Genomic DNA, 19,989 nt, shown 5'->3' on the forward strand with positions numbered 1-19,989 from the left:
GTTTATGAAAAAAATTGCTGTATTGGGTTCAACAGGCTCTATTGGTACACAAACTTTAGATGTCGTAAGAAATCATGCAGATATTTTAAAAATAGAAGTTTTAGCAGCTAATGCTAGTGATGAATTATTAGAAAAACAAATTAATGAATTTAAACCTAGTATCGCTGTACTCTGTGATAAAAATGCTTATGAAAAATTAAAAGCGCGTTATAATGGTGAAACAAAGCTATTATATGGTGAAGAAGGATTAATTGCAGGCGCTACAAGTGATAAGATTGATACAGTCGTTACATCACTTATGGGATTTGCTGGTCTTCGCCCTACTATGGCAGCTATTGAAGCTGGCAAAAATATTGCTCTTGCCAATAAAGAAACTCTAGTAGTAGCTGGCGAATTAGTCATGCAAAAAGCTAAAGAAAAAGGCATAGAAATTATGCCAATCGACAGTGAACATGGTGCATTATTTCAGTGTTTACATGGCGAAGATATGGCAAAAGTGGATAAACTTCTCGTAACAGCTTCTGGTGGTCCATTTAGAGGCAAGACAATAGATGAACTTAAAAATGTATCAGTAAAACAATGCTTAAATCATCCAACTTGGAGAATGGGCAGAAAAATAACAATTGACAGTGCAACTTTGATGAATAAAGGCTTAGAAGTCATAGAAGCAAAACAGCTCTATGGTGTATCATATGATAAAATTCAAGTTGTAGTACATCCACAAAGCATTGTTCATTCTATGGTTCAATATGTAGATGGTTCAGTCATTGCTCAATTAGCATCGACTGATATGCGTTTACCTATTCAATATGCGCTCACTTATCCAGAACGATTGGAATGTGTTGCTCCAAAACTCGATTTTTGGAAAATGCAATCACTCACATTTGAAAAACCTGATACAGATACATTCCGCGGTTTGGCACTTGCTTATGAAGCAGGCAAAATCGGTGGTTCTATGCCATGCGTTATGAACGCAGCAAATGAAATCGCTGTAGAAGCATTTTTAAATGAACAAATCAGCTTTTTAGACATTTATGATATAATAGAAGCAGAAATGCTAGCTCATGTAACTTTAGTTCAGCCAGAATTAGAAGATTTATTTGAGATTGATGCAAAAACTCGACAGAATGTAAAGGAGAAATTGAGTAAAATATGTTAATAAGTGCCATTGCAATTGTATTTGTTTTTGGTCTATTGGTTCTAGTTCATGAATTTGGTCATTTTATTACGGCAAAGAAAACAGGTATGCGAGTTGATGAATTTGCTATCGGTTTTGGTCCTAAGATTTGGAGCACACGAAGAGGAGAAACTGTTTATTCTATAAGAAGTATTCCGCTTGGTGGCTTTAACAAAATCGCTGGTATGGAAAAGGGTATGGATGAAGATGCTGGCGATAGAGCATATTGGGCTAGACCTGTATGGGCAAGAATGATTGTTATTCTTGCAGGTTCATTTATGAATTTTGTATTGCCATTCGTTATTTTTGCGGGAATATTCTTCTTCAATGGTATTCAAACGCCTATCAATGAGCCTGTGCTTGGTCAAGTTATGGAAGGTCAAGCGGCTAGTCAAGCTGGTCTTAAAATGGGCGATAAAATCGTAAGCATCAATGGTCAACCTGTTGATAGCTGGACAGATTTCGTGCAAAAAGTACAGCATGAAGATGGTAAAGTTTTAAGCGTTGAATTTATTCGCGATGATGAAACGATGAAAACTTCTGTTGTGCCTAAATATGATGAACAGGCAAAACGCGCTTTAATCGGTGTAACAGCACCGGTACAAACGCAAAATGTTGGATTTGTTGACTCAATAATTTTAGCATTAAGTACTGTAGTAAATATTGTTTATCAGATGTACAGTGCGCTCATAGGTATGATAACAGGTAGTGTATCAGCTGAATTGTCTGGCCCTGTCGGCGTAGCTCAAATGACGAGTCAAGCAGCTCATCTAGGTATTGTTCCATTATTGCAATTTGCAGCGCTTTTGAGCTTAAACTTAGGTATAATCAATTTATTACCTATTCCAGCACTCGATGGCGGTCATTTTATAGTATTGCTAGTAGAAGCATTACGCGGTAAGCCTATTGAAGCTAAATATGTACGTGTAGTACAGATGGCAGGGATTATTTTACTTCTTTCGTTGATGTTCTTTGCCACTGCACAAGACATAGGACGTTTATTTAATTAAAGTAAATAAATTTATAAAATTATCAGTTTAGCGCAATATAGAAAAAGGCTATTGTATGCTTTTATTTATATTGCGCTAGGCATTTTATTATTCGTTTTTAAAATTTAAGTGTACATAATTTTAAGATAAGGATGTAATAAGATGATAACAAGAAGAAAAACTCGTCAAATTGCTATTGGTAATGTAAAAATTGGTGGCGGTGCGCCAATTTCTGTGCAATCTATGACAAATACTAAAACAACTGATACAGAGGCAACAGTGGCTCAGATTAAGGCGTTGCAAGATGCTGGCTGTGATATCGTGCGCCTTGCTGTACCAGATATGACAGCGGCAGAGAATATAGCTAATATTAAAGTACAAGTGAATATACCGCTTGTAGCTGATATTCATTTTGATTACAGATTAGCGCTTAAAGCGATTGAACAGGGAATTGATGCACTTCGCATAAATCCGGGCAATATCGGAGATGAAGAACGCGTTAAAGCTGTAGTAACAGCAGCTAAAGCAAAACATATTCCAATACGCATTGGTGTAAATGCAGGTTCGTTGGATAAAAAATTATTGGCAAAATATGGCAAAGTTACGGCAAAAGCTCTAGTGGAAAGTGCTATGGAACATGTGCGCATTTTGGAAAAATTAGATTTTCATGATATAAAAATTTCTCTTAAAGCACATGATGTGCCACTTACAATTGAAGCATATCGCTTAATGAGTCAAACAGTAGATTATCCGCTTCATTTAGGTATAACAGAAGCAGGTACAGTCAATACGGGTATTATAAAATCGGCTGTTGGCATTGGTGCACTTTTAGCTGAAGGCATAGGCGATACTTTCCGCATTTCTTTAACTGGTGACCCAGTGAATGAAGTCAAAGTTGCCAATGAAATTTTAAAAGCTTTGGGACTTAAAGAATACGGTCCTACGCTCATTTCTTGTCCTACTTGTGGTCGTTGCAATATTGATTTGCCAAGCATTGCGGCTAAAGTAGAAAAACGCTTAGATGGCATAAAAAAACCTGTTAAAGTAGCAGTAATGGGCTGTGTGGTAAATGGCCCAGGTGAAGCGCGTGATGCTGATATCGGTATTGCTGGTGGAAAAGGTGAAGGTTTATTATTCCGCAAAGGTGAAATCATTGGCAAAGTTCCGGAAGATAAATTAGTAGATGCACTATTTGCTGAACTCGATAAAATAATAAAATAATATTTTTATTAAACAAAGAAAAGCTGCGCAAAGATTAGCGCAGCTTTTTTAATACATAGATTTCACTTAGTGATAATATATTTTTTACATAAAGATTTTATAATTTAGATATGATTTATTTTGCTGTGATTTAGAATGGAGGTAATGTATTGATGAATGATTTAACAGTTGGCGATATTTTGTTTTGGGATGAAAAACTCTTAAACTTTATAATGAAAAAATGTTCATCAATGTGCAAGCATGTTCTTTTTAGTAGAAGAAAAAAACCTCCAGAATGTATTCATCAAGATTGATTTTTAAAGAATTTATAATAAAATGGTTTCATTTCCTTGCGACTTTTTGGCGCTGGCCATAAATCACCGATAGCTGTTACGCGCATGCCAGCAGCTAAATGTTCATACAATTTAGGATTGTCTTTAGACAGTGTTTCAATCAATTCTTTAGCTTTTTGGCGCATAGTATTGCCATTAAAAGGACAAGGTGGAGCGCAAGGTTTTTGTCCGTGAAGTGAAATGGCATCGCGTATTTCTGCTTCACGGAAATATAAGAGCGGACGGATAACCGTGATATCAGAACGGCTTAAATACGTTGATGGCATGAAAGTCTTAAGCTGACCGGAATAAAATAAGTTCATAAAAAATGTTTCTACAGCGTCATCATGATTATGAGCATAAGCAACTTTGTTGTAGCCATGTTCTTTAGCATATCCATTAATAGCGCCACGGCGGAAAAATGCACAGGAATAACAAGCGTTTTTGTTATCTTGGTTAGCAATTGTTTCAGCAATATTAACTTGATGAATATGGTAAGGTATATTTAATTTGTCACAGAAATTTTGTATTTCTTGGCAAGAAAAATCTTTTGTGAACATTGGATTTATCGTAATAGCACCTAAAGAAAAGTTTTTCTTTAAGGTGTTTTTTAATTCTGTGAGTGCATATGCCATGAACAGGCTATCTTTGCCACCGGATAATCCGATTAAAATTTTATCGTTATCCTCAATGAGTTGAAATTCTACTACAGCACGGATTAAACGACTTAAATATTCTTTAGGTAATGGTTTCATAAAAAATCCTTTCTTTGAGATAATTTATTGTTAAATATTTTGATTTGTAAAGTAATATTTATAAATATATTCTACATTATATACGCTATAATTATATAGGTTGTGTCGTTTTTTAGCAATTATTATAGTTAAAGTGAATTTATTACTTAATTATATAAATATTTTTATTGTAATCTAAGCAAATTTACAGTTTACAGTGAAAAAGAGCTATGGTTTAAAGATTTTAAGTACAAAATGGTTTTGCAGATATTCATTATAATGCTATAATAAAGTTATATTTTAAAATATGGAGGCTAATTTATGAGCACAGAAAAAAATATTTATGTCATCGGTCATAGAAATCCTGATACGGACTCTATCTGCTCTGCTATTGCATATGCAAATTTAAAAAATGTTATGGGCGCAAAAAATGTTGTAGCAGCTCGTGCTGGCAGCATTAACAAAGAAACAAAATACGCTTTGGATTACTTTAAAGCACAGGCTCCACAGCTTATAACTGATATTTATCCACGTGTAAGTGATATTGCTATCAGCGTAACTAAAAAAGTGAAAACTACAGATAACCTTCGTACTTTAGGCATGGCTATGAAAGAAGCTGGTCTTCGTTCCGTGCCTGTTGTCGATGAAGAAGATAAACTCGTTGGTATGGCAAGTGTCAGCGATTTAGCAAAAGCTTATTTCCAAGAAATTACATTAGATAGTGTATCCGCTTCTGGTGCTTCTATTGTTGATATTGAAAATGTAATTGAAGCAAAAGTATTAGTAAAAGGTAATGATACAGCTAAAATCACAGGCGATATCAAAGTTATTGCAAGTTGCATTGAACGCGTTGCAGACACTATCAAAGCTGGTGAAATTGTAATTATTGGCAATAGACCAGAAAAAGCTTATGATAAATGCATTGACCTCGGTGTATCTTGCATGATTATCACAAGTGATGCAGTAGTTTCTGAAGAAATAATCGCTAAAGCAAAAGATAAAAACGTTATTGTTCTCACTACTGCATTTGATACTTACAGCACAGCTCGTCTTATCAGCCAGTGCGCACCAGTATCTAGCATCATGACTACAAATGTAGTATCTTTCAAACCAACTGATATGATAAGCGATGTTAAAGGTATTTTAGAAACAAATGAATATCGCAATTATCCAGTTGTAGAAAATGGTAAACTCGTTGGTATTGTTAGCAAAGATAAATTCATGATGCCAGAAAAACAATCTATCATCATGACTGACCACAATGAACTCGGTCAAGCTGTAGAAGGTATTGAATCTGGTAAAATCATCGAAGTAGTAGACCATCATCGTTTTGGTGGACTTCAAACAAGTGACCCTATTTTCATTAACGTTCGTCCAGTAGGTTGCACTTGCACAATTGTTACAAATATGTATCAGCAAAATAATGTTGAAATTCCTCAGCAGATTGCAGGTTTACTCTTATCCGCTATCATCTCTGATACAGTATTGTTTAAATCTCCAACTTGCACTCAGGCAGATAAAGATGCTGTTGAATATTTAGCAAAAATTGCAGGCGTTGATTATAAAGAATACGGCTTAGCAATGCTTAAAGCTGGCGCAGATATCGGCGATATGACTCCAGCAGATATCGTTAAAAATGACTCCAAAGAATTCCAGATTGGCAACTATCCAATGCTCATCAGCCAGTTATCTGTAATGGATACTGACCAAGTAATGGCTATGAAAGATGAAATCTTAGCTAATATGGCTCAAGTTTGCGAAAAAGAAGGATATGCTATGTCCCTTGTTATCGTAACTGATATCATTAACGAAGGTAGCTATTTATTATTCAGCGGTGAACCTAAAAACTTAATCGGTGAAGCATTTAAACAAGATGCTAGCAAATCTGTTATGTATTTACCAGGCGTAATGTCCCGTAAAAAACAGATTGTACCACCTCTTTCTGAAGCAGTAAAAAGACTTTAATTGAGTAATTTTAGCAGGGTATTATTGCCCTGCTTTTTTACTAAATAAAAAGGAGTGAAAATGATGAAATTCGTACGATATTTTCAAGATGATACAGTGAATATCGGTATATTCAATAAAGCTGAAACAGCTGTATTGAATTTAAAAGATATTTTTGCACAAAAAGATTGCTCGACAATGCAAAAAGTAATTGAAAATTTAACTGATGAAGACATACAGAGATTACAGCAATCTTTGCAAGATGAAAGTCTGTTTAAAACAGCGACAAAAGATATTAAAATATTAGCTCCGATAGAAAGACCTATTCATGATATTTTATGCGTAGGTGTAAATTACAGCGCTCATTTAGAAGAAACAAAAGACCGTGTTGCTAATTTTAAAAAGGATACGAATGATGCTGTTTATTTTGGTAAACGAGCTATAAAAATTTTAGGTACGAATGAAGCTGTTCAAGGTCAATTCGATGTGGATAGTGCACTTGATTATGAAGTGGAATTAGCCGTTATAATTGGTAAGACTGGAAAAAATATCAAAATAGAAGATGTTGAAGATTATATTTTCGGTTACAGTGTATTCAATGATTTTTCATCGCGCCGTTTGCAGAAAAAGCATATGCAGTGGTTTAGAGGTAAATCACTTGATACTTACAGCGCTATGGGTCCTGTAATTTTGCATAAATCAGCATTGCCATTTCCATTGAAAGTAGATGTAAAATGCACTGTAAATGGAGAATTGCGCCAGAATTCAAATACAAGTTTGTTCTTGCATGATGTTCCGTATATCGTTTCAGAATTATCACAGGGAATGACATTAGAAGCTGGCGATATCATAGCGACAGGAACACCATCAGGTGTAGGCATGGGTTATAGACCAGGAAAATGGCTCAGAAAAGGCGATTGTGTTGTATGTGAAATTCCACAGATTGGCAAACTCATAAATACAATAGAATGATGATAAAAGAAAACTGCTGATGAGGTAATCAGCAGTTTTTTTATACAATTAAATGGTATTTTTCGTTTAATTTATGGTGAAGTTTTCCAAAAAACAACTTGAAATTATCCATGAAAATAATTATAATGTAGTTCAAAATTGAATATTTTATAAGGAGAAATTTTATTTTATGTTTAATTTATCAGTGTTTACTTTGGTTTTACTTAGTTTTGCGCTGGGAACATGTGAGTATGTAATTATTGGTATCTTGCCAAATATTGCTACTGATTTAAATGTACCTATCACCCAAGCTGGTCTTTTAATTTCTGTATTTGCCGTGGTGTATTCGATAGGAGCTCCTGTTATTACAGCGTTTTTATCGCGTTTTCCTCGCCATAAAACATTGCTCACTTTAATATTCTTATTCATTGTCGGCAATATTGCTTGTATGACAGCAGGAAGTTATGCGATGATGGTAGCATCACGTGTATTTTTAGCGGCTGTATCAAGTGCTACTATTTCAATTTCTATGACTTTTGCGCCAGATGTTGCTATGCGAAAGTATACATCTTCTGTAATTTCTCTGATATTTGCCGGATTTAATATCGCATCAGTTGTCGGTGTGCCTTTCAGTATGCTCATCACCCAATTTGCTTCATGGCGAGCAGCTTTTGCATTTATTACAATAGTAAGCATAATCTTATTCATATTGGTCTTAAAACGTTTACCAAAAAAAAGTATGCCACAAACTAGCAATCTTAAAGGACAATTAGTATTGTTGACTGATAAACGTATTATTATGGCTGCTTCGGCTATGATTTTAAGCGGTTCTGCTTCGTACTGTTTTTATACATATCTGACACCTATTTTAGCGGAAAAATTGGCACTTCCTGAAGATATGCTAAGTCTAGCTTTTATCATTTTTGGTATAGCAGCTATTATCAGTAATTTAACATCACCATTTTTAAATAAAATTGGCGGTATGCGCAATCTTTGGATTGTATTTGCTTTGCAGGCAATCGCTTCTATATTATTGACTTTCACTATGACTTATTTTATCGCTGGAAGTATCACTATTTTTATCTTAGGTCTATTGATGTATTTGTTGAATACACCAACTCAGATGTATTATTTGCAGATTTCTAAGAAATTTTATCCTGGAACAATGGCATTAGCTGGTTCTTTGACTTCCTCTTCCTACAATGTTGGCATCGCTTTAGGTGCTTTTGCAGGTTCTATCTCTGTAGATATATTCGGACTTGGCAGTGTAGGTATTGCAGGCGGTATATTTGCTATCTTAGCTACACTTGTAAGCTATAGATTAGCCGCTAAAATAAAATACGATTATAGATTTGTTATCGAACGCGCGCGCCGTTTAAAATAATATAAAATAAAAAAGGAATGTAAGCAAAATTTATATCAATGCTACATTCCTTTTTTAGTTATTTAGAAAAGTTTATCTGCGTTATCTTTAATGATGTTTATAGCAATTTCTTTTGCTTTAACACTGGTACTTTCGGCGTTTTTCGGGTTATCAAGGCGAAGGGCAAAATAATTTATTTTGCCATTAACTTCGTACATACCAACAAACCATGCATCTGCTGGTTCATCATTTACAACGCCGTAGCCAGTTTTGCCGTAGATTTTTAGGTTTTGGTCTGTATTTTCGTAGGCAAGCATTACATGCTTCATTTCATTAATTACTGCTTGATTATTTGCTTTTTGTAAATCGGCAAAGATTTTTGATATAACTTGTGTTTGTTCTTTTGGTGAAATTTTAAGTGAAGACTCTATCCAAAAGCCTTTAAGATCATAGGAAGGTTCGTTCGTATTCAAATCACCTTTCCAATCAGAGATATCTTTATTGCCATAATTGTATTCATTGAGATATTGTTGCATTGTTTCCTGTCCAATATCATCGATGACACGACGATAATACCATACGCAAGAATATTTAAAGGCATTGTCTAAATCAATGTCGCGGTTCCATTCATTCATCCAGTACTTTGTGCCATTCCAACGGCGCAGTGAGTTTTCTGGGTCAATATGATTTGTTAAAAGTCCTACATAAGTGGAAAATATTTTAAATGTAGAGCATGGAGAAGATGGTTTTTCACTTAATTGCTCATTATAAACAATGTATTTTTCGTTTTCAGGATTATAAAAAATAATTGTACCATTTAAGTCATCAAAGTATTTTTTTAAATCGATTTGCTCTGTTATATTTTGGGGAGAATTTGTTGATGACGTCTGTTCTTGAGCAAAACTACAAGTGGCGAATAAAAATGTCAATAAGGATAAAATAGTAGTATAAAGTATTTTTCTGCGCATTAAATAAAATCCTTTCATTATTTTGTGATATGTAATTTTTTTCATTATAAGTGATTTATACTAAAAAAGACAGCTTTTAAATCAATAAAGGCTGTCTTTTTTATGATGATTAATTTATAGCTGTTACTTCATAGCCTGCTTCAATGATAGCATTTTTAAGCATATCATCAGTAACTTTGTCATTTACATAAACAACAGCGTTTTTTTGTTCTAAACTTACTGTTACATCGCTTACGCCATCAATTTTTTGTAATGCTTCAGTGGCGTGTTTTACGCAATGTTGGCACATCATGCCTTCAATAGAGATAACTTTTTTTGTGCCAGATTGTTTGTTGAATATATTTCCTAAGAAACTCATGGAAACATCTCCTTTGGATTTTGTGTTTATATTTACTGAAATGATATTTACTTCAGCATTTTTAACTGTGTTTTGTTTTGCTGGGGATAATGTTTGATGTGTAGCGTGGAAAAAGCGCAATCTTAAAGCATTGCTGACGACAAAAACGGAACTAAAACTCATGGCAAGAGCGCCAATCATTGGATTGAGTTTTAGACCGAAAGTCGTATAAAATAATCCCATAGCAATTGGTATACCGATTATATTGTAAATGAAAGCCCAAAACAGATTTTGTTTGATATTGGTGATAACGGCTTTACTGAGTTTTATAGCTGTGGCAACATCAAGTAAATCGCTCTTCATTAAAACGATATCAGCAGAATCAATAGCTATATCTGTGCCAGCTCCAATGGCTATGCCTACATTAGCGCGGGCGAGTGCTGGAGCATCATTTATGCCATCACCTACCATTGCTACTTTTTTGCCAGCATTTTGCAGTTTTTGTATTTCCTGTTCTTTATCTTGTGGCAGAACTTCGGAAATAACGTGATTTATGCCGACAAGATTGCAGATATGTTGCGCTGTTCTAGCATTATCACCCGTTAGCATGATTACATCTATGCCCATGTTTTTTAATTCGGATATAGCTTGAGGACTGGTTGGTTTTATGACATCAGCTACGACTATAATACCTATAATCTCTTTATAAGAGGCAAAAAATAATGGTGTTTTGCCTTCGGTAGAGAATTTTTCACTGATTTTAATGATATCATCTGTCAATAGATTATTATTCGATAATAAACGGCTATTGCCTGCAAAATACATAGTATCATTTATTTTACCGCTAAGCCCTTGTCCTGGAATTTGTTTGAAGTTTTCCACTGGCAAAGTTTTTATATTTTGTGCAGTAGCTTCATTTAAAATTGCTTCGGCTAAAGGGTGTTCAGATAATTTTTCTAGTGATGCGGCTATTTGCAATAAATTTGAAGTTTTTTCTTCATTAAATAAAATCATATCAGTGACGACAGGTTTGCCCATTGTAACTGTGCCTGTTTTGTCGAGTACAACTGTATCAACAGTATGTGCCGTTTCGAGTGCTTCAGCAGATTTCAATAAAATACCATTGCTTGCGCCTTTACCTGTGCCAACCATGATTGCAGTAGGAGTAGCAAGACCGAGAGCACAAGGACAAGAGATGACGAGTACGCAAATGCCGATGGATAAAGCAAATTCCAGTGAATAACCAGAAATATACCAGCCAAGTGCAGTCAAGACAGCGATGGTGATTACAACAGGAACGAAGACACCGCTGACTTTATCAGCAATTTTAGCGATTGGAGCTTTAGAACTTGTCGCTTCATCGACGAGATTGATTATTTGAGCTAGTGTTGTATCTGCGCCGATTTTTGTCACGCGCATTTTAAAATAGCCTGATTTATTAATTGTACCACCGATTACCTGCATATTTAAATCTTTTTCCACAGGTAAAGGCTCACCCGTAAGAGCTGACTCATCAATAAGTCCGTTACCTTCAATTATGATACCATCAACAGGCACGGTTTGCCCTGCTTTTACAATTAAGATATCATTTAATTGCACTTTATCGACGAGGATTTCTTCTTCAACGCCATCTGTAAATTTAATAGCTGTTTTCGGTGCTAAATTCATCAATTTAGTGATGGCATCAGAAGTTTTGCCTTTAGCACGACTTTCAAAGAATTTGCCTAAAGTAATCAAAGTTAAAATCGTGCCAGCCGATTCAAAATATAAATCCATGCTGAACTTTTCAACAGTGGCTAAATCGTTAACACCGAAAGCCAAACCTATTTTGTAAATAGCGTAAATTCCGTAGATGATGGCGGCACTAGAACCGATTGCTATTAATGAATCCATGTTTGGCGATAGATGAAATAATGTTTTATAGCCAACAGAATAATATTTAAAGTTGACAAAAATAATAGGCAAAACTAATAAAAATTGTGTAAAAGCATATGATAGGGCGTTGGCTGTACCTGTCAACCAATTAGGTAAAGGTGCGCCGAGCATATGTCCCATTGAAATATAAAACAGTGGAATGGCAAAAATTATAGAGATTATCAAACGGCGTTTCATTTGTTGATGAGCTTTTTGAGCATTATCATCAGACTTAGAAGTAGTAGATGTATTATTTTTTAAATTATTTGCTTCTTGCATAGTTGCACCGTAGCCAGCTTTTTCCACTGCCGTTATTATATCGGCAGGAGATAAAGTCTGTTCATCAAAGGAAACTACCATGCTGTTTTTTAATAGATTAACTGCTACTTCTTTTGTTCCATTTAACTTATTGACAGCTTTTTCCACACGTGCCGAGCAAGCTGAACAAGTCATGCCAGTAACAGCGAAATGTTTTTTTTGCAAGAAAATCACTTCTTTCTTGAGAATTTTTATCACCATTAAATTACTTACATTATATATCATTCTATTTTTAAAGGCAATGAAAATGAGATGTTTTATCAGTTAAATATTCAAATATTTGCTTGAATATTTAAATAAAGTATAGCAAATGGCAAAATAAGTTCAACACTTTAAAATGAAGTTTTTTCAAATGGATTAAAAATATTTCTAAATGGAGCTAAAAATAAAAAAGAAGCCATATCAAATTGGCTTCTTCTTGATGATTATTTTATTATTATTATTAATGAGCTATTAATTGATTTGCTCGTTCAAAATCGCTATTAGCTTTATCGTTATCGCCTAATGCTTGATAAACTTCTCCTCTAGCCTCATAAGCGTCAATGTATTTTGGATTTATTTCAATAGCTTTAGTAAAGTCGTTGAGGGCATTTGTATTGTCATTTAGAATTTTATATAAAATACCTCTGTTGAAATAGGCTTTATCACAATTTGGATTTATTTCGATGGCTTTTTGATAATCTGCGAATGCCTGTTCATTATTGCCGAGTTTTGTGTATAAAATACCTCTATTGGTGTAGATGTCTTCGCTAGGGTTTGTTTCGAGAACTTTGTTATAATCGGCAAGTGCTTTTTCATTTTCGCCCATATCTTGATAGATAATTCCGCGCATAGCTTGGTATTTAGTGTCAAATTCCATAGCTTTATTTAAATCTTTAATGGCTTTTTTGTTTTCGTTCATTTGATGATATGCAACACCGCGTACAACGTAAGCTTGAGCATAATCATCTTTTAAATCAATGGCTTTATTTAAATCATCAATAGCCTTTTTTGTTTCGCCTACATTATAATATAAAAATCCTCTATTGAAATGTGCTTCAGCATCATTAGGATTTAATTCAATAGCTTTAGAATAATCATTGATGGCATTGATATTTCCGCCGATTATAGAATAGGCGAGAGCACGATTGAAATACATATCGCCATCATTTGGATTTTTTTCTATCATCATTGTATAATAGGCAATTCGAGCACTATAATCCTCATCATTTGAAGCATTTTCTGCTAAACAAATTGTATTAAATGTTAGTAAAAAGGTGAATACAATACTTGCAATAAAATTTTTTGACAAATTCATCAATAACACTCCTTATAAAAATCTTCTTATATTATACCGTATTTTTCTTAAAATAAAATTGTTAAATACTTATTTTATCGATAAAAAATTTTGGTGTATGAAGTAATTTTTTAATATAATGTAACAAAATTTCTATTTATAATTATTTATATTACACTAGGTATTTTTTATTTGGGCTGATTTTTTTTATGGTATAATTAAAGAAAATTATAAGGAGGGAGTGTATATGAGTAATTTAGCTTATAAAAATGAAGATTTTGATAAAATAAAAGAGGAATTAATTGATGGTAAAATTGTCATGATGTCGCCTAGGCCTAGAATAAATCATAATAGAGTTTGTACGGCTATTTCACGTGAATTCAGTTTATATTTAAAAGGGAAAACTTGTGAAGCGTTCAGTGATGGTGTAGATGTTTTTCTTGATGAAAAAAACAGATTTATTCCAGATGTCATGATAGTGTGCAATCCCGATATAGTTGATGATGAAGGCGTACATGGTGCACCAGATTTAGTAGTGGAAATTTTATTTCCTACAACAGCTCGTTTTGATAGAGGTAAGAAAAAAGATGCATATGAAAAAGCTGGTGTTAAAGAGTATTGGATTGTAGATACTTTTTCTCGCTCAATCGAAGTGTATTTATTGAACGAAAATAAACGATTTGAACTGGAGAATGTATATTATCACTATTCTAATGAAGAGAAAAATAAAATTAAATCTTTGCCAGAAGATAGCGCAGAACGAATAAAAATTTATGATGAAATAAAAGTTTCGCTTTACGATGATTTTATAATTAAATTAGATGATATTTTTGCTAGAGTTCGTTGAGATATAAAAATAATTTTAGCGCATTACAGCTTTTTGTAATGCGTTTTTCGTTAGTATGGAAATAGATTCTGATATATGCTAAAATCAATTTAAGAAGGTGATAACAATAGATAGAATAATTGATTGTCATATGCATTTTTCAGCGCATGGTATTTTTGATAAAACGGCAGAAAATATCGGTGCAAAATGCACACTTGATGAGTTGAAACAGCAATTTAAACAGAATAATATAGTGCTTAGCATTGGCATGGGTGTTGATAAAAGCGGTGATTATCCAAATACCAATCCGCAAATTATTTATCATGGGGAAGATAGATTTCCACCGTTTATGATGCAATGTTTAGGCGTGGATGCTTCAGTTATAACGAAAGAAAATATAGCAGATGTATTAGACAGTTTTGAAGCTAAAATGAACGAGGATACAACAGCAGGTATAAAGATTTATACAGGTTATCAGCCTTTTTATGCGACAGATGACATTTATAAACCTTTTTATAAATTAGCTCAAAAATACGATGTGCCAGTTGTTTTCCATATGGGAGATACGGCAAATTCTATGGGAAGATTAAAATATTCTCATCCGCTTGTTGTAGATGATGTAGCTGTGGATTTTCCAAATGTTCGCTTTGTTATCGCGCATTGCGGTACACCTTGGGTGGCTGATGCAGTAGAAGTAGCGGCTAAAAATAAAAATGTCTATATTGATTTATCTGGTTTAATGGAAGGTAAATTTGAAGCAAAAACCCAGATTGAACATTTTAAGCCATATCTTGATGTATTTAGAACATGGTTTAATTATTTGGGTAACTATAAAAAACTTATGTATGGTTCAGATTGGCCGTTAGTTGATTTTGCTTCATATATTGAAGTTATTAAATCAATTGTGCCAGAGTTTGCATATGAAGATGTTTTTTATAATAATGCTATTAAAGTTTTTGATAGGATATCGAATTATTTAAATAAATGGAGGACTGTGTAATGAGAAAAACTTTTAGGTCGTTTATTTTAACTTTTGTTTTTATGCTTAGTATGATAAGTACTTCGTTTGCAGCTATGCCAGAAATAAGCTCAAATAGTAGGTATTTTGATTTTACTACAAAGTGCTTTGTTTTAGATGGTAATGTCGTTGTAAAAACAGATGATAGAACTATTAAGGCAGATAAAGCAAGAGTTAATTTGATAACTAAAGAAGTTTGGGCTGATGGCAATATTTATTTAGAAGAACCAGGTCAGCAAATTAATTTTACTGGCGGAAATCTATATGCTGCTGATGAAATTAAAACAGTTACTATAAAAGGTAATGTAAATTTCCAAAGACCAGATATCACTATCAAGGCAGAACGTTGTTCTTTTAATTGGAAGACTAAAATTGCTGAATTTGATAATCTCGTTGAAGTGACAAAAGATGGTAAAGTTGATGTTTATGATGTTGTTCATTACAATGTCATAGAAGATAAAATAATTGACGCTCAATAATATTGTATTGTCTTTGATGTAATATATATGGTATTATAGGAAGTAGTCTAAATAACTAAGAATTAAGGGAAGGATAGATATATGTTATTAACTATTCTAATGATTTTAGATGCCTTGATTGCGATTGGTTTAATTGCTTCTGTATTGATGCAAGAAGGAAAAACAAGTGGCATGGGCAGTCTGTCCGGTCAGAATGAAACGGTTTTTAGTAGCAGTGCTCGTGGTCTTGATGCACTGATGGCACGTTTTACTGTATTTTTTGCCGTATTATTCATGATTGTTACTGTAATCATTGCTAAGATAACAAATTAAAGAAATGTTCTCTATCTATTAATTTGGGTAGAGAGCTTTTTTTTAATATTTTAACTAAGATAAATTAAAATTGAAGGAGGGCTTGTCATGATAGAAAAAGGAGCAGAGCCTTTTTTTCTGCGGGGTAGTCATAAGGGTGTTTTGTTAGTCCATGGATTTACTGGTTCACCTTCAGAAATGATTTTATTGGGAAATTATCTGTATAAACAGGGATATACTGTTTTAGGTGTTAGATTGGCAGGTCATGGAACGAGCGTTGAAGAAATGGCAAATACAGATTGGCAACAGTGGTATCATTCTGTTTGCGATGGGTACCATTTATTGCGCGGTTGGTGTGATGAAATTTCTGTAATTGGTTTATCTATGGGTGGTCTTTTATCTATTCGTTTAGGCATAGATTTTCCAGTAAAAAAAGTTGTTTCTATGTCAGCGCCGATTTTCATTGCAAATGAGCGAAATTTGCGCCTACTTCCACCTTTAGAACGTTCAGCAGGGCGCTATCATCGCAAAAATCGTCGCCATTTGCCAGAATTAGCTAAGCGATATAATGTATCGTACAATAAAATACCGCTTGTTTGCGTGTATCAGCTTTTAGATGTAATCGCTAAGACAAAAGCTATTTTGCCAGAATTGACAAAGCCGATACTTGTAGTACAAAGTGAAAATGACCATACAGTGAAAGCGGAAAGTGGTCAATATATTTTCGACCATGTACAAAGCCAAGATAAAAAATTGTTTAAAATAGAATTATCGGGGCATTTAGTAACACTAGATGTGGAACATGATAAAGTATTTAAAGAAATAAAAGATTTTCTAATTTAATTGATATAGATGAGGTTTTTATGAGTTTACAAGAACGTATAATGAAGTACATGCAAGAGCGTGCAAAAAAGCCAATGAGTCAAGAAGAATTACTTACAGCGCTTGATTGGCATGATGAAGAAATTCGTGAATTAGTGCCAGCGATGGAAGAATTAGTGAGAAAAAATCTACTTATTCAAAATCGCAGTGGTTTATATGGTTTGCCTAGTCATATGAATTTAGTTATTGGTCGTATGTCTATAACTGCCAAAGGTTTTGGTTTCGTCATTCCTGATAATGGCAATGAAGAGGGCAAAGCTAAAGTCAATGATGTATTTATTCCATCAGGTATGCTTGGAACAGCAATGAACAATGATAAAGTTCTCGTGCGTATTACTGCTGAAAAAAGTTATGAAAATAGAACACGTGAAGGCGAAGTTATTCGCATTTTAGAACGTGCTAACAATCGCGTAGTTGGTACTTTTGAAAGTAGTAGAACATTCGGTTTTGTTGTGCCTGATGATAATAGATTAAATCAAGATATTTTTATTGAAGGGCGCAATTTTAACGGAGCTAAAGTGGGCATGAAGGTCGTGGCAGAAATCACTAAATGGCCGACAAAAAACCACAGCCCAGAAGGGAAAATAATAGAGGTTCTCGGTAGGATTGGTTCACCAGGCGTAGATATTTTATCTGTTATGCGCCAATATGATTTAACGGAAGAATTTCCGCTTGAAGTGCAGGAAGAAGCTAAACATATTGAAACAGAACCAAGTAAGAGAGAATATAAAAATCGCAAAGATAGACGCGATTTTCAGATTGTAACGATTGATGGCGAAGATGCTAAGGATTTAGATGATGGTGTTTACGCAGAAAAATTGCCAAACGGCAATATTTTTCTTGGCGTTTATATCGCTGATGTCAGCCATTACGTTCATTCATTTGCGCCACTCGATAGAGAAGCCTATAATCGAGGCACAAGTGTGTATTTAGCAGATAGAGTAATACCGATGCTTCCTGTGGAACTTTCCAATGGCATTTGTAGCTTAAATGCAGGCGAAGACCGCTTATCCATGTGCGCTGAAATGGAAATTGATGCCAATGGTGCAGTTGTAAAATATGAAATTGCTCCAGCAGTAATTCATGTATATCGCCGTTTGACTTATAATTTAGTCAATAAGATTTTAGTGGAAAAAGATGAACAAGTGATATCGGATAATCAGGATATTTTGCCATTGCTCGATATATTAAAGGAAGTTAGAGAAAGATTATTTGCTCGTCGCAATAGACGCGGAGCGATAGATTTTGATATTTCGGAAGTAAAGGTAAAATTAAATGCTAAAGGACAAGCTGTTGGACTTATAAAACGAGAACGCGGTTTAGGCGAGTCCATCATTGAAGAATGTATGCTTGTCGCTAATGAAACAGTTGCCCAGCATATGGCACAGCGCAATTTGCCATTTATTTATCGCGTGCATGAAAATCCAACTGAAGATAAGATGAATGCGCTGAATGAATTATTAGCTACATTTAATTTACATTTAAATAGAAATAAAGATGGTGAAATTGAGCCACTAGCAATTCAGCAAGTTTTAAACAATATTAAAGGCAAGCCAGAAGAAAAGATAATTTCAGCAGTGGCATTGCGCAGTATGCAACAAGCTAGGTATAATGCGGAAAATCTCGGCCATTTTGGTTTGGCAGCACAGTATTATACACATTTTACTTCACCGATTAGGCGTTATCCTGATTTAATTGTACATCGTTTATTAAAAGAACAATTAAATGGTAAAATGAGTACAGCTCGCCAAGAAAAATTGAAAGCTCGTCTGCCAGAAATTGCAACGCATACTTCAAAATGTGAACGCATAGCAACAGAAGCAGAGCGCGAAACGATTTTGATTAAAGAAGTTGAATACATGGCACAATTTTTGGGCGAAGAATTTAACGGCATAATCAGCGGTGTTACAGCTTTTGGTATATTTGTTGAATTGGATAATGGCGTTGAAGGGCTTGTTCATGTATCTACTATGGTAAATGATTATTATGAATATGTAGAGAGTGAATACGCTTTAGTTGGCGAAGCAACAAATTTCCGCTATCGCTTGGGCGACCCAGTAACTGTCATTTTAACACGCGCTAGTATTAAAGAGCGAGCTATTGATTTAATCTTAAAAGACAATGGTAAAATGCCGTTATTTTTAGAAGATGATATCATTGCAAAGCCGATACTTACAGGCGTTGAAGATGTTGATAAAAAGTTTTTTGCTAAAAAAGCGGTAGATAATGATATTAAAGAAGAAAAACCATCAAGAAGAGCAAAAAAACGTAAACATAAAAAAGAAAAATTGACAGATAGAGTGCGCAAGGATAAATTATCTAAAGAAAAGCACAGTAAAAATATTGCTAAGAAAAAAGTCAAGAGCCATAAATTTTATGATGATATATACAATAAAAAATCACATCGCAAAAATGGTTCAGATAGAAAAACAAAAGATAAAGCTTCTAAAAGAAAGAGAAGAAAATAATAAATTGATTTGAAAAATGAAGGGTGAATAAATGGGAAAGAAGAATGCGAATATAAAAATCGTATGTGAAAATCGCAAAGCACGTCATGATTATTTTATCCATGAAACGTATGAAGCAGGTATTGTGCTCGTAGGAACAGAGGTAAAATCACTTCGTGCAGGCAAAGCAAATTTAAAAGATAGTTTTGCGCGTATAAAAAATAATGAGATATTTCTAGACAATATGCATATAAGCCCATATGAACAGGGAAATATTTTCAATCATGACCCAATTCGTGCGAGAAAATTATTGATGCATAAAGTGGAAATCGTAAAACTTTCTAGTAAAGTAAAAGAAAAAGGCTATACACTTGTACCGCTTAAAGTATATTTTTCAAAAGGTAGAGCTAAACTTGAATTGGGGCTTGCTACTGGTAAGAAAAATTATGATAAACGACAGGCTTTAGCTGAAAAAGCAGCAAAACGAGATGTAGAAAGAGCATTAAAAGAACGACAAAGATATTAAGAGAGCGGTGAAGAATT

18 protein-coding genes are annotated in these 19,989 nt (G+C 34.0%); 14 read left to right on the forward strand and 4 right to left on the reverse strand.

The genetic code is table 11. From position 1 onward, the window contains the following. Nucleotides 1–4: 4 nt before the first annotated feature. The 4 genes from CKV65_RS02865 (at nt 5) to CKV65_RS10760 (ending at nt 3,680) form a co-directional block, all read left to right on the forward strand. Nucleotides 5–1,159: a 1-deoxy-D-xylulose-5-phosphate reductoisomerase gene (locus tag CKV65_RS02865; protein ID WP_027890893.1), complete on the forward strand. Its 1,155-nt coding sequence runs from the start codon at nt 5–7 to the stop codon at nt 1,157–1,159. After that, the gene (rseP, locus tag CKV65_RS02870; protein ID WP_027890894.1) at nt 1,153–2,187 is read left to right on the forward strand and encodes an RIP metalloprotease RseP; all 1,035 of its coding nucleotides are present in this window, start codon (nt 1,153–1,155) and stop codon (nt 2,185–2,187) included. Before CKV65_RS02865 ends, rseP begins: the two co-directional genes overlap by 7 nt. 141 nt (nt 2,188–2,328) lie before the next feature. After that, nucleotides 2,329–3,387, forward strand: coding sequence for a flavodoxin-dependent (E)-4-hydroxy-3-methylbut-2-enyl-diphosphate synthase (ispG, locus tag CKV65_RS02875; protein WP_027890895.1), 1,059 nt, complete (start codon nt 2,329–2,331; stop codon nt 3,385–3,387). A gap of 152 nt (nt 3,388–3,539) precedes the next feature. After that, nucleotides 3,540–3,680, forward strand: coding sequence for a hypothetical protein (locus tag CKV65_RS10760; protein ID WP_155909611.1), 141 nt, complete (start codon nt 3,540–3,542; stop codon nt 3,678–3,680). On the opposite strand, the gene CKV65_RS02880 is transcribed toward CKV65_RS10760, so the two are convergent. Beyond that, a complete protein-coding gene (locus tag CKV65_RS02880) occupies nt 3,671–4,453 on the reverse strand; it encodes a tRNA lysidine(34) synthetase (RefSeq protein WP_027890896.1) in 783 nt (260 codons plus the stop codon). The two genes, CKV65_RS10760 and CKV65_RS02880, sit on opposite strands and share 10 nt — an antisense overlap. 300 nt (nt 4,454–4,753) lie before the next feature. Between CKV65_RS02880 and CKV65_RS02885 the strand changes: the two genes are divergently transcribed. From CKV65_RS02885 to CKV65_RS02895, 3 genes are all read left to right on the forward strand, one after another. After that, nucleotides 4,754–6,397 (forward strand): putative manganese-dependent inorganic diphosphatase, encoded by a 1,644-nt coding sequence (locus CKV65_RS02885; RefSeq protein ID WP_027890897.1) that lies wholly within the window; start codon nt 4,754–4,756, stop codon nt 6,395–6,397. 60 nt (nt 6,398–6,457) lie between these two features. Further along, nucleotides 6,458–7,348 carry a fumarylacetoacetate hydrolase family protein gene (locus CKV65_RS02890; RefSeq protein ID WP_231922705.1) on the forward strand — a complete coding sequence of 297 codons (891 nt, stop codon included), beginning with the start codon at nt 6,458–6,460 and terminating at the stop codon, nt 7,346–7,348. A gap of 169 nt (nt 7,349–7,517) precedes the next feature. Further along, the gene (locus CKV65_RS02895; RefSeq protein ID WP_027890899.1) at nt 7,518–8,711 is read left to right on the forward strand and encodes an MFS transporter; all 1,194 of its coding nucleotides are present in this window, start codon (nt 7,518–7,520) and stop codon (nt 8,709–8,711) included. 62 nt (nt 8,712–8,773) lie between these two features. On the opposite strand, the gene CKV65_RS02900 is transcribed toward CKV65_RS02895, so the two are convergent. The 3 genes from CKV65_RS02900 to CKV65_RS02910 all read right to left on the reverse strand — a co-directional run bounded on the left by CKV65_RS02900 (nt 8,774) and on the right by CKV65_RS02910 (nt 13,524). Continuing rightward, nucleotides 8,774–9,658 (reverse strand): penicillin-binding transpeptidase domain-containing protein, encoded by an 885-nt coding sequence (locus CKV65_RS02900; RefSeq protein WP_051177662.1) that lies wholly within the window; start codon nt 9,656–9,658, stop codon nt 8,774–8,776. A 109-nt stretch (nt 9,659–9,767) separates the two neighbouring features. After that, nucleotides 9,768–12,392: a heavy metal translocating P-type ATPase gene (locus tag CKV65_RS02905; RefSeq protein ID WP_027890901.1), complete on the reverse strand. Its 2,625-nt coding sequence runs from the start codon at nt 12,390–12,392 to the stop codon at nt 9,768–9,770. 277 nt (nt 12,393–12,669) lie between these two features. Continuing rightward, nucleotides 12,670–13,524, reverse strand: coding sequence for a tetratricopeptide repeat protein (locus tag CKV65_RS02910; RefSeq protein ID WP_051177663.1), 855 nt, complete (start codon nt 13,522–13,524; stop codon nt 12,670–12,672). Between the two features lie 226 nt (nt 13,525–13,750). On the opposite strand from CKV65_RS02910, the gene CKV65_RS02915 reads away from it, so the two are divergent. From CKV65_RS02915 to smpB, 7 genes are all read left to right on the forward strand, one after another. Beyond that, nucleotides 13,751–14,350: a Uma2 family endonuclease gene (locus CKV65_RS02915; RefSeq protein ID WP_051177664.1), complete on the forward strand. Its 600-nt coding sequence runs from the start codon at nt 13,751–13,753 to the stop codon at nt 14,348–14,350. A 130-nt stretch (nt 14,351–14,480) separates the two neighbouring features. After that, on the forward strand, nt 14,481–15,329 hold the full coding sequence (locus CKV65_RS02920; protein ID WP_036254992.1) for an amidohydrolase family protein: 849 nt from the start codon (nt 14,481–14,483) through the stop codon (nt 15,327–15,329). After that, nucleotides 15,329–15,826 carry an LptA/OstA family protein gene (locus CKV65_RS02925; RefSeq protein WP_036254994.1) on the forward strand — a complete coding sequence of 166 codons (498 nt, stop codon included), beginning with the start codon at nt 15,329–15,331 and terminating at the stop codon, nt 15,824–15,826. Before CKV65_RS02920 ends, CKV65_RS02925 begins: the two co-directional genes overlap by 1 nt. 81 nt (nt 15,827–15,907) lie before the next feature. Further along, complete coding sequence (secG, locus tag CKV65_RS02930) at nt 15,908–16,138, forward strand: preprotein translocase subunit SecG (RefSeq protein ID WP_081654882.1); 231 nt, start codon at nt 15,908–15,910, stop codon at nt 16,136–16,138. An 87-nt stretch (nt 16,139–16,225) separates the two neighbouring features. Next, nucleotides 16,226–16,960, forward strand: coding sequence for an alpha/beta hydrolase (locus tag CKV65_RS02935; protein WP_027890905.1), 735 nt, complete (start codon nt 16,226–16,228; stop codon nt 16,958–16,960). A gap of 20 nt (nt 16,961–16,980) precedes the next feature. After that, the gene (gene rnr / locus CKV65_RS02940; RefSeq protein ID WP_027890906.1) at nt 16,981–19,467 is read left to right on the forward strand and encodes a ribonuclease R; all 2,487 of its coding nucleotides are present in this window, start codon (nt 16,981–16,983) and stop codon (nt 19,465–19,467) included. A 31-nt stretch (nt 19,468–19,498) separates the two neighbouring features. Further along, nucleotides 19,499–19,972 (forward strand): SsrA-binding protein SmpB, encoded by a 474-nt coding sequence (gene smpB, locus CKV65_RS02945; protein ID WP_027890907.1) that lies wholly within the window; start codon nt 19,499–19,501, stop codon nt 19,970–19,972. The last annotated feature ends 17 nt before the right edge of the window (nt 19,973–19,989 follow it).

Source organism: Megamonas hypermegale (assembly GCF_900187035.1).
Classification (GTDB): Bacteria; Bacillota; Negativicutes; order Selenomonadales; family Selenomonadaceae; genus Megamonas; species Megamonas hypermegale.

What these genes read in the sequence shown, in the direction of transcription:
- CKV65_RS02865 (WP_027890893.1), top strand. Translation starts at nt 5, where the DNA reads ATGAAAAAAATTGCTGTATTGGGTTCAACAGGCTCTATTGGTACACAA.
- rseP (WP_027890894.1), top strand. Translation starts at nt 1,153, where the DNA reads ATGTTAATAAGTGCCATTGCAATTGTATTTGTTTTTGGTCTATTGGTT.
- ispG (WP_027890895.1), top strand. Translation starts at nt 2,329, where the DNA reads ATGATAACAAGAAGAAAAACTCGTCAAATTGCTATTGGTAATGTAAAA.
- CKV65_RS10760 (WP_155909611.1), top strand. Translation starts at nt 3,540, where the DNA reads ATGAATGATTTAACAGTTGGCGATATTTTGTTTTGGGATGAAAAACTC.
- CKV65_RS02880 (WP_027890896.1), bottom strand. Translation starts at nt 4,453, where the DNA reads ATGAAACCATTACCTAAAGAATATTTAAGTCGTTTAATCCGTGCTGTA.
- CKV65_RS02885 (WP_027890897.1), top strand. Translation starts at nt 4,754, where the DNA reads ATGAGCACAGAAAAAAATATTTATGTCATCGGTCATAGAAATCCTGAT.
- CKV65_RS02890 (WP_231922705.1), top strand. Translation starts at nt 6,458, where the DNA reads ATGATGAAATTCGTACGATATTTTCAAGATGATACAGTGAATATCGGT.
- CKV65_RS02895 (WP_027890899.1), top strand. Translation starts at nt 7,518, where the DNA reads ATGTTTAATTTATCAGTGTTTACTTTGGTTTTACTTAGTTTTGCGCTG.
- CKV65_RS02900 (WP_051177662.1), bottom strand. Translation starts at nt 9,658, where the DNA reads ATGCGCAGAAAAATACTTTATACTACTATTTTATCCTTATTGACATTT.
- CKV65_RS02910 (WP_051177663.1), bottom strand. Translation starts at nt 13,524, where the DNA reads ATGAATTTGTCAAAAAATTTTATTGCAAGTATTGTATTCACCTTTTTA.
- CKV65_RS02915 (WP_051177664.1), top strand. Translation starts at nt 13,751, where the DNA reads ATGAGTAATTTAGCTTATAAAAATGAAGATTTTGATAAAATAAAAGAG.
- CKV65_RS02920 (WP_036254992.1), top strand. Translation starts at nt 14,481, where the DNA reads ATGCATTTTTCAGCGCATGGTATTTTTGATAAAACGGCAGAAAATATC.
- CKV65_RS02925 (WP_036254994.1), top strand. Translation starts at nt 15,329, where the DNA reads ATGAGAAAAACTTTTAGGTCGTTTATTTTAACTTTTGTTTTTATGCTT.
- secG (WP_081654882.1), top strand. Translation starts at nt 15,908, where the DNA reads ATGTTATTAACTATTCTAATGATTTTAGATGCCTTGATTGCGATTGGT.
- CKV65_RS02935 (WP_027890905.1), top strand. Translation starts at nt 16,226, where the DNA reads ATGATAGAAAAAGGAGCAGAGCCTTTTTTTCTGCGGGGTAGTCATAAG.
- rnr (WP_027890906.1), top strand. Translation starts at nt 16,981, where the DNA reads ATGAGTTTACAAGAACGTATAATGAAGTACATGCAAGAGCGTGCAAAA.
- smpB (WP_027890907.1), top strand. Translation starts at nt 19,499, where the DNA reads ATGGGAAAGAAGAATGCGAATATAAAAATCGTATGTGAAAATCGCAAA.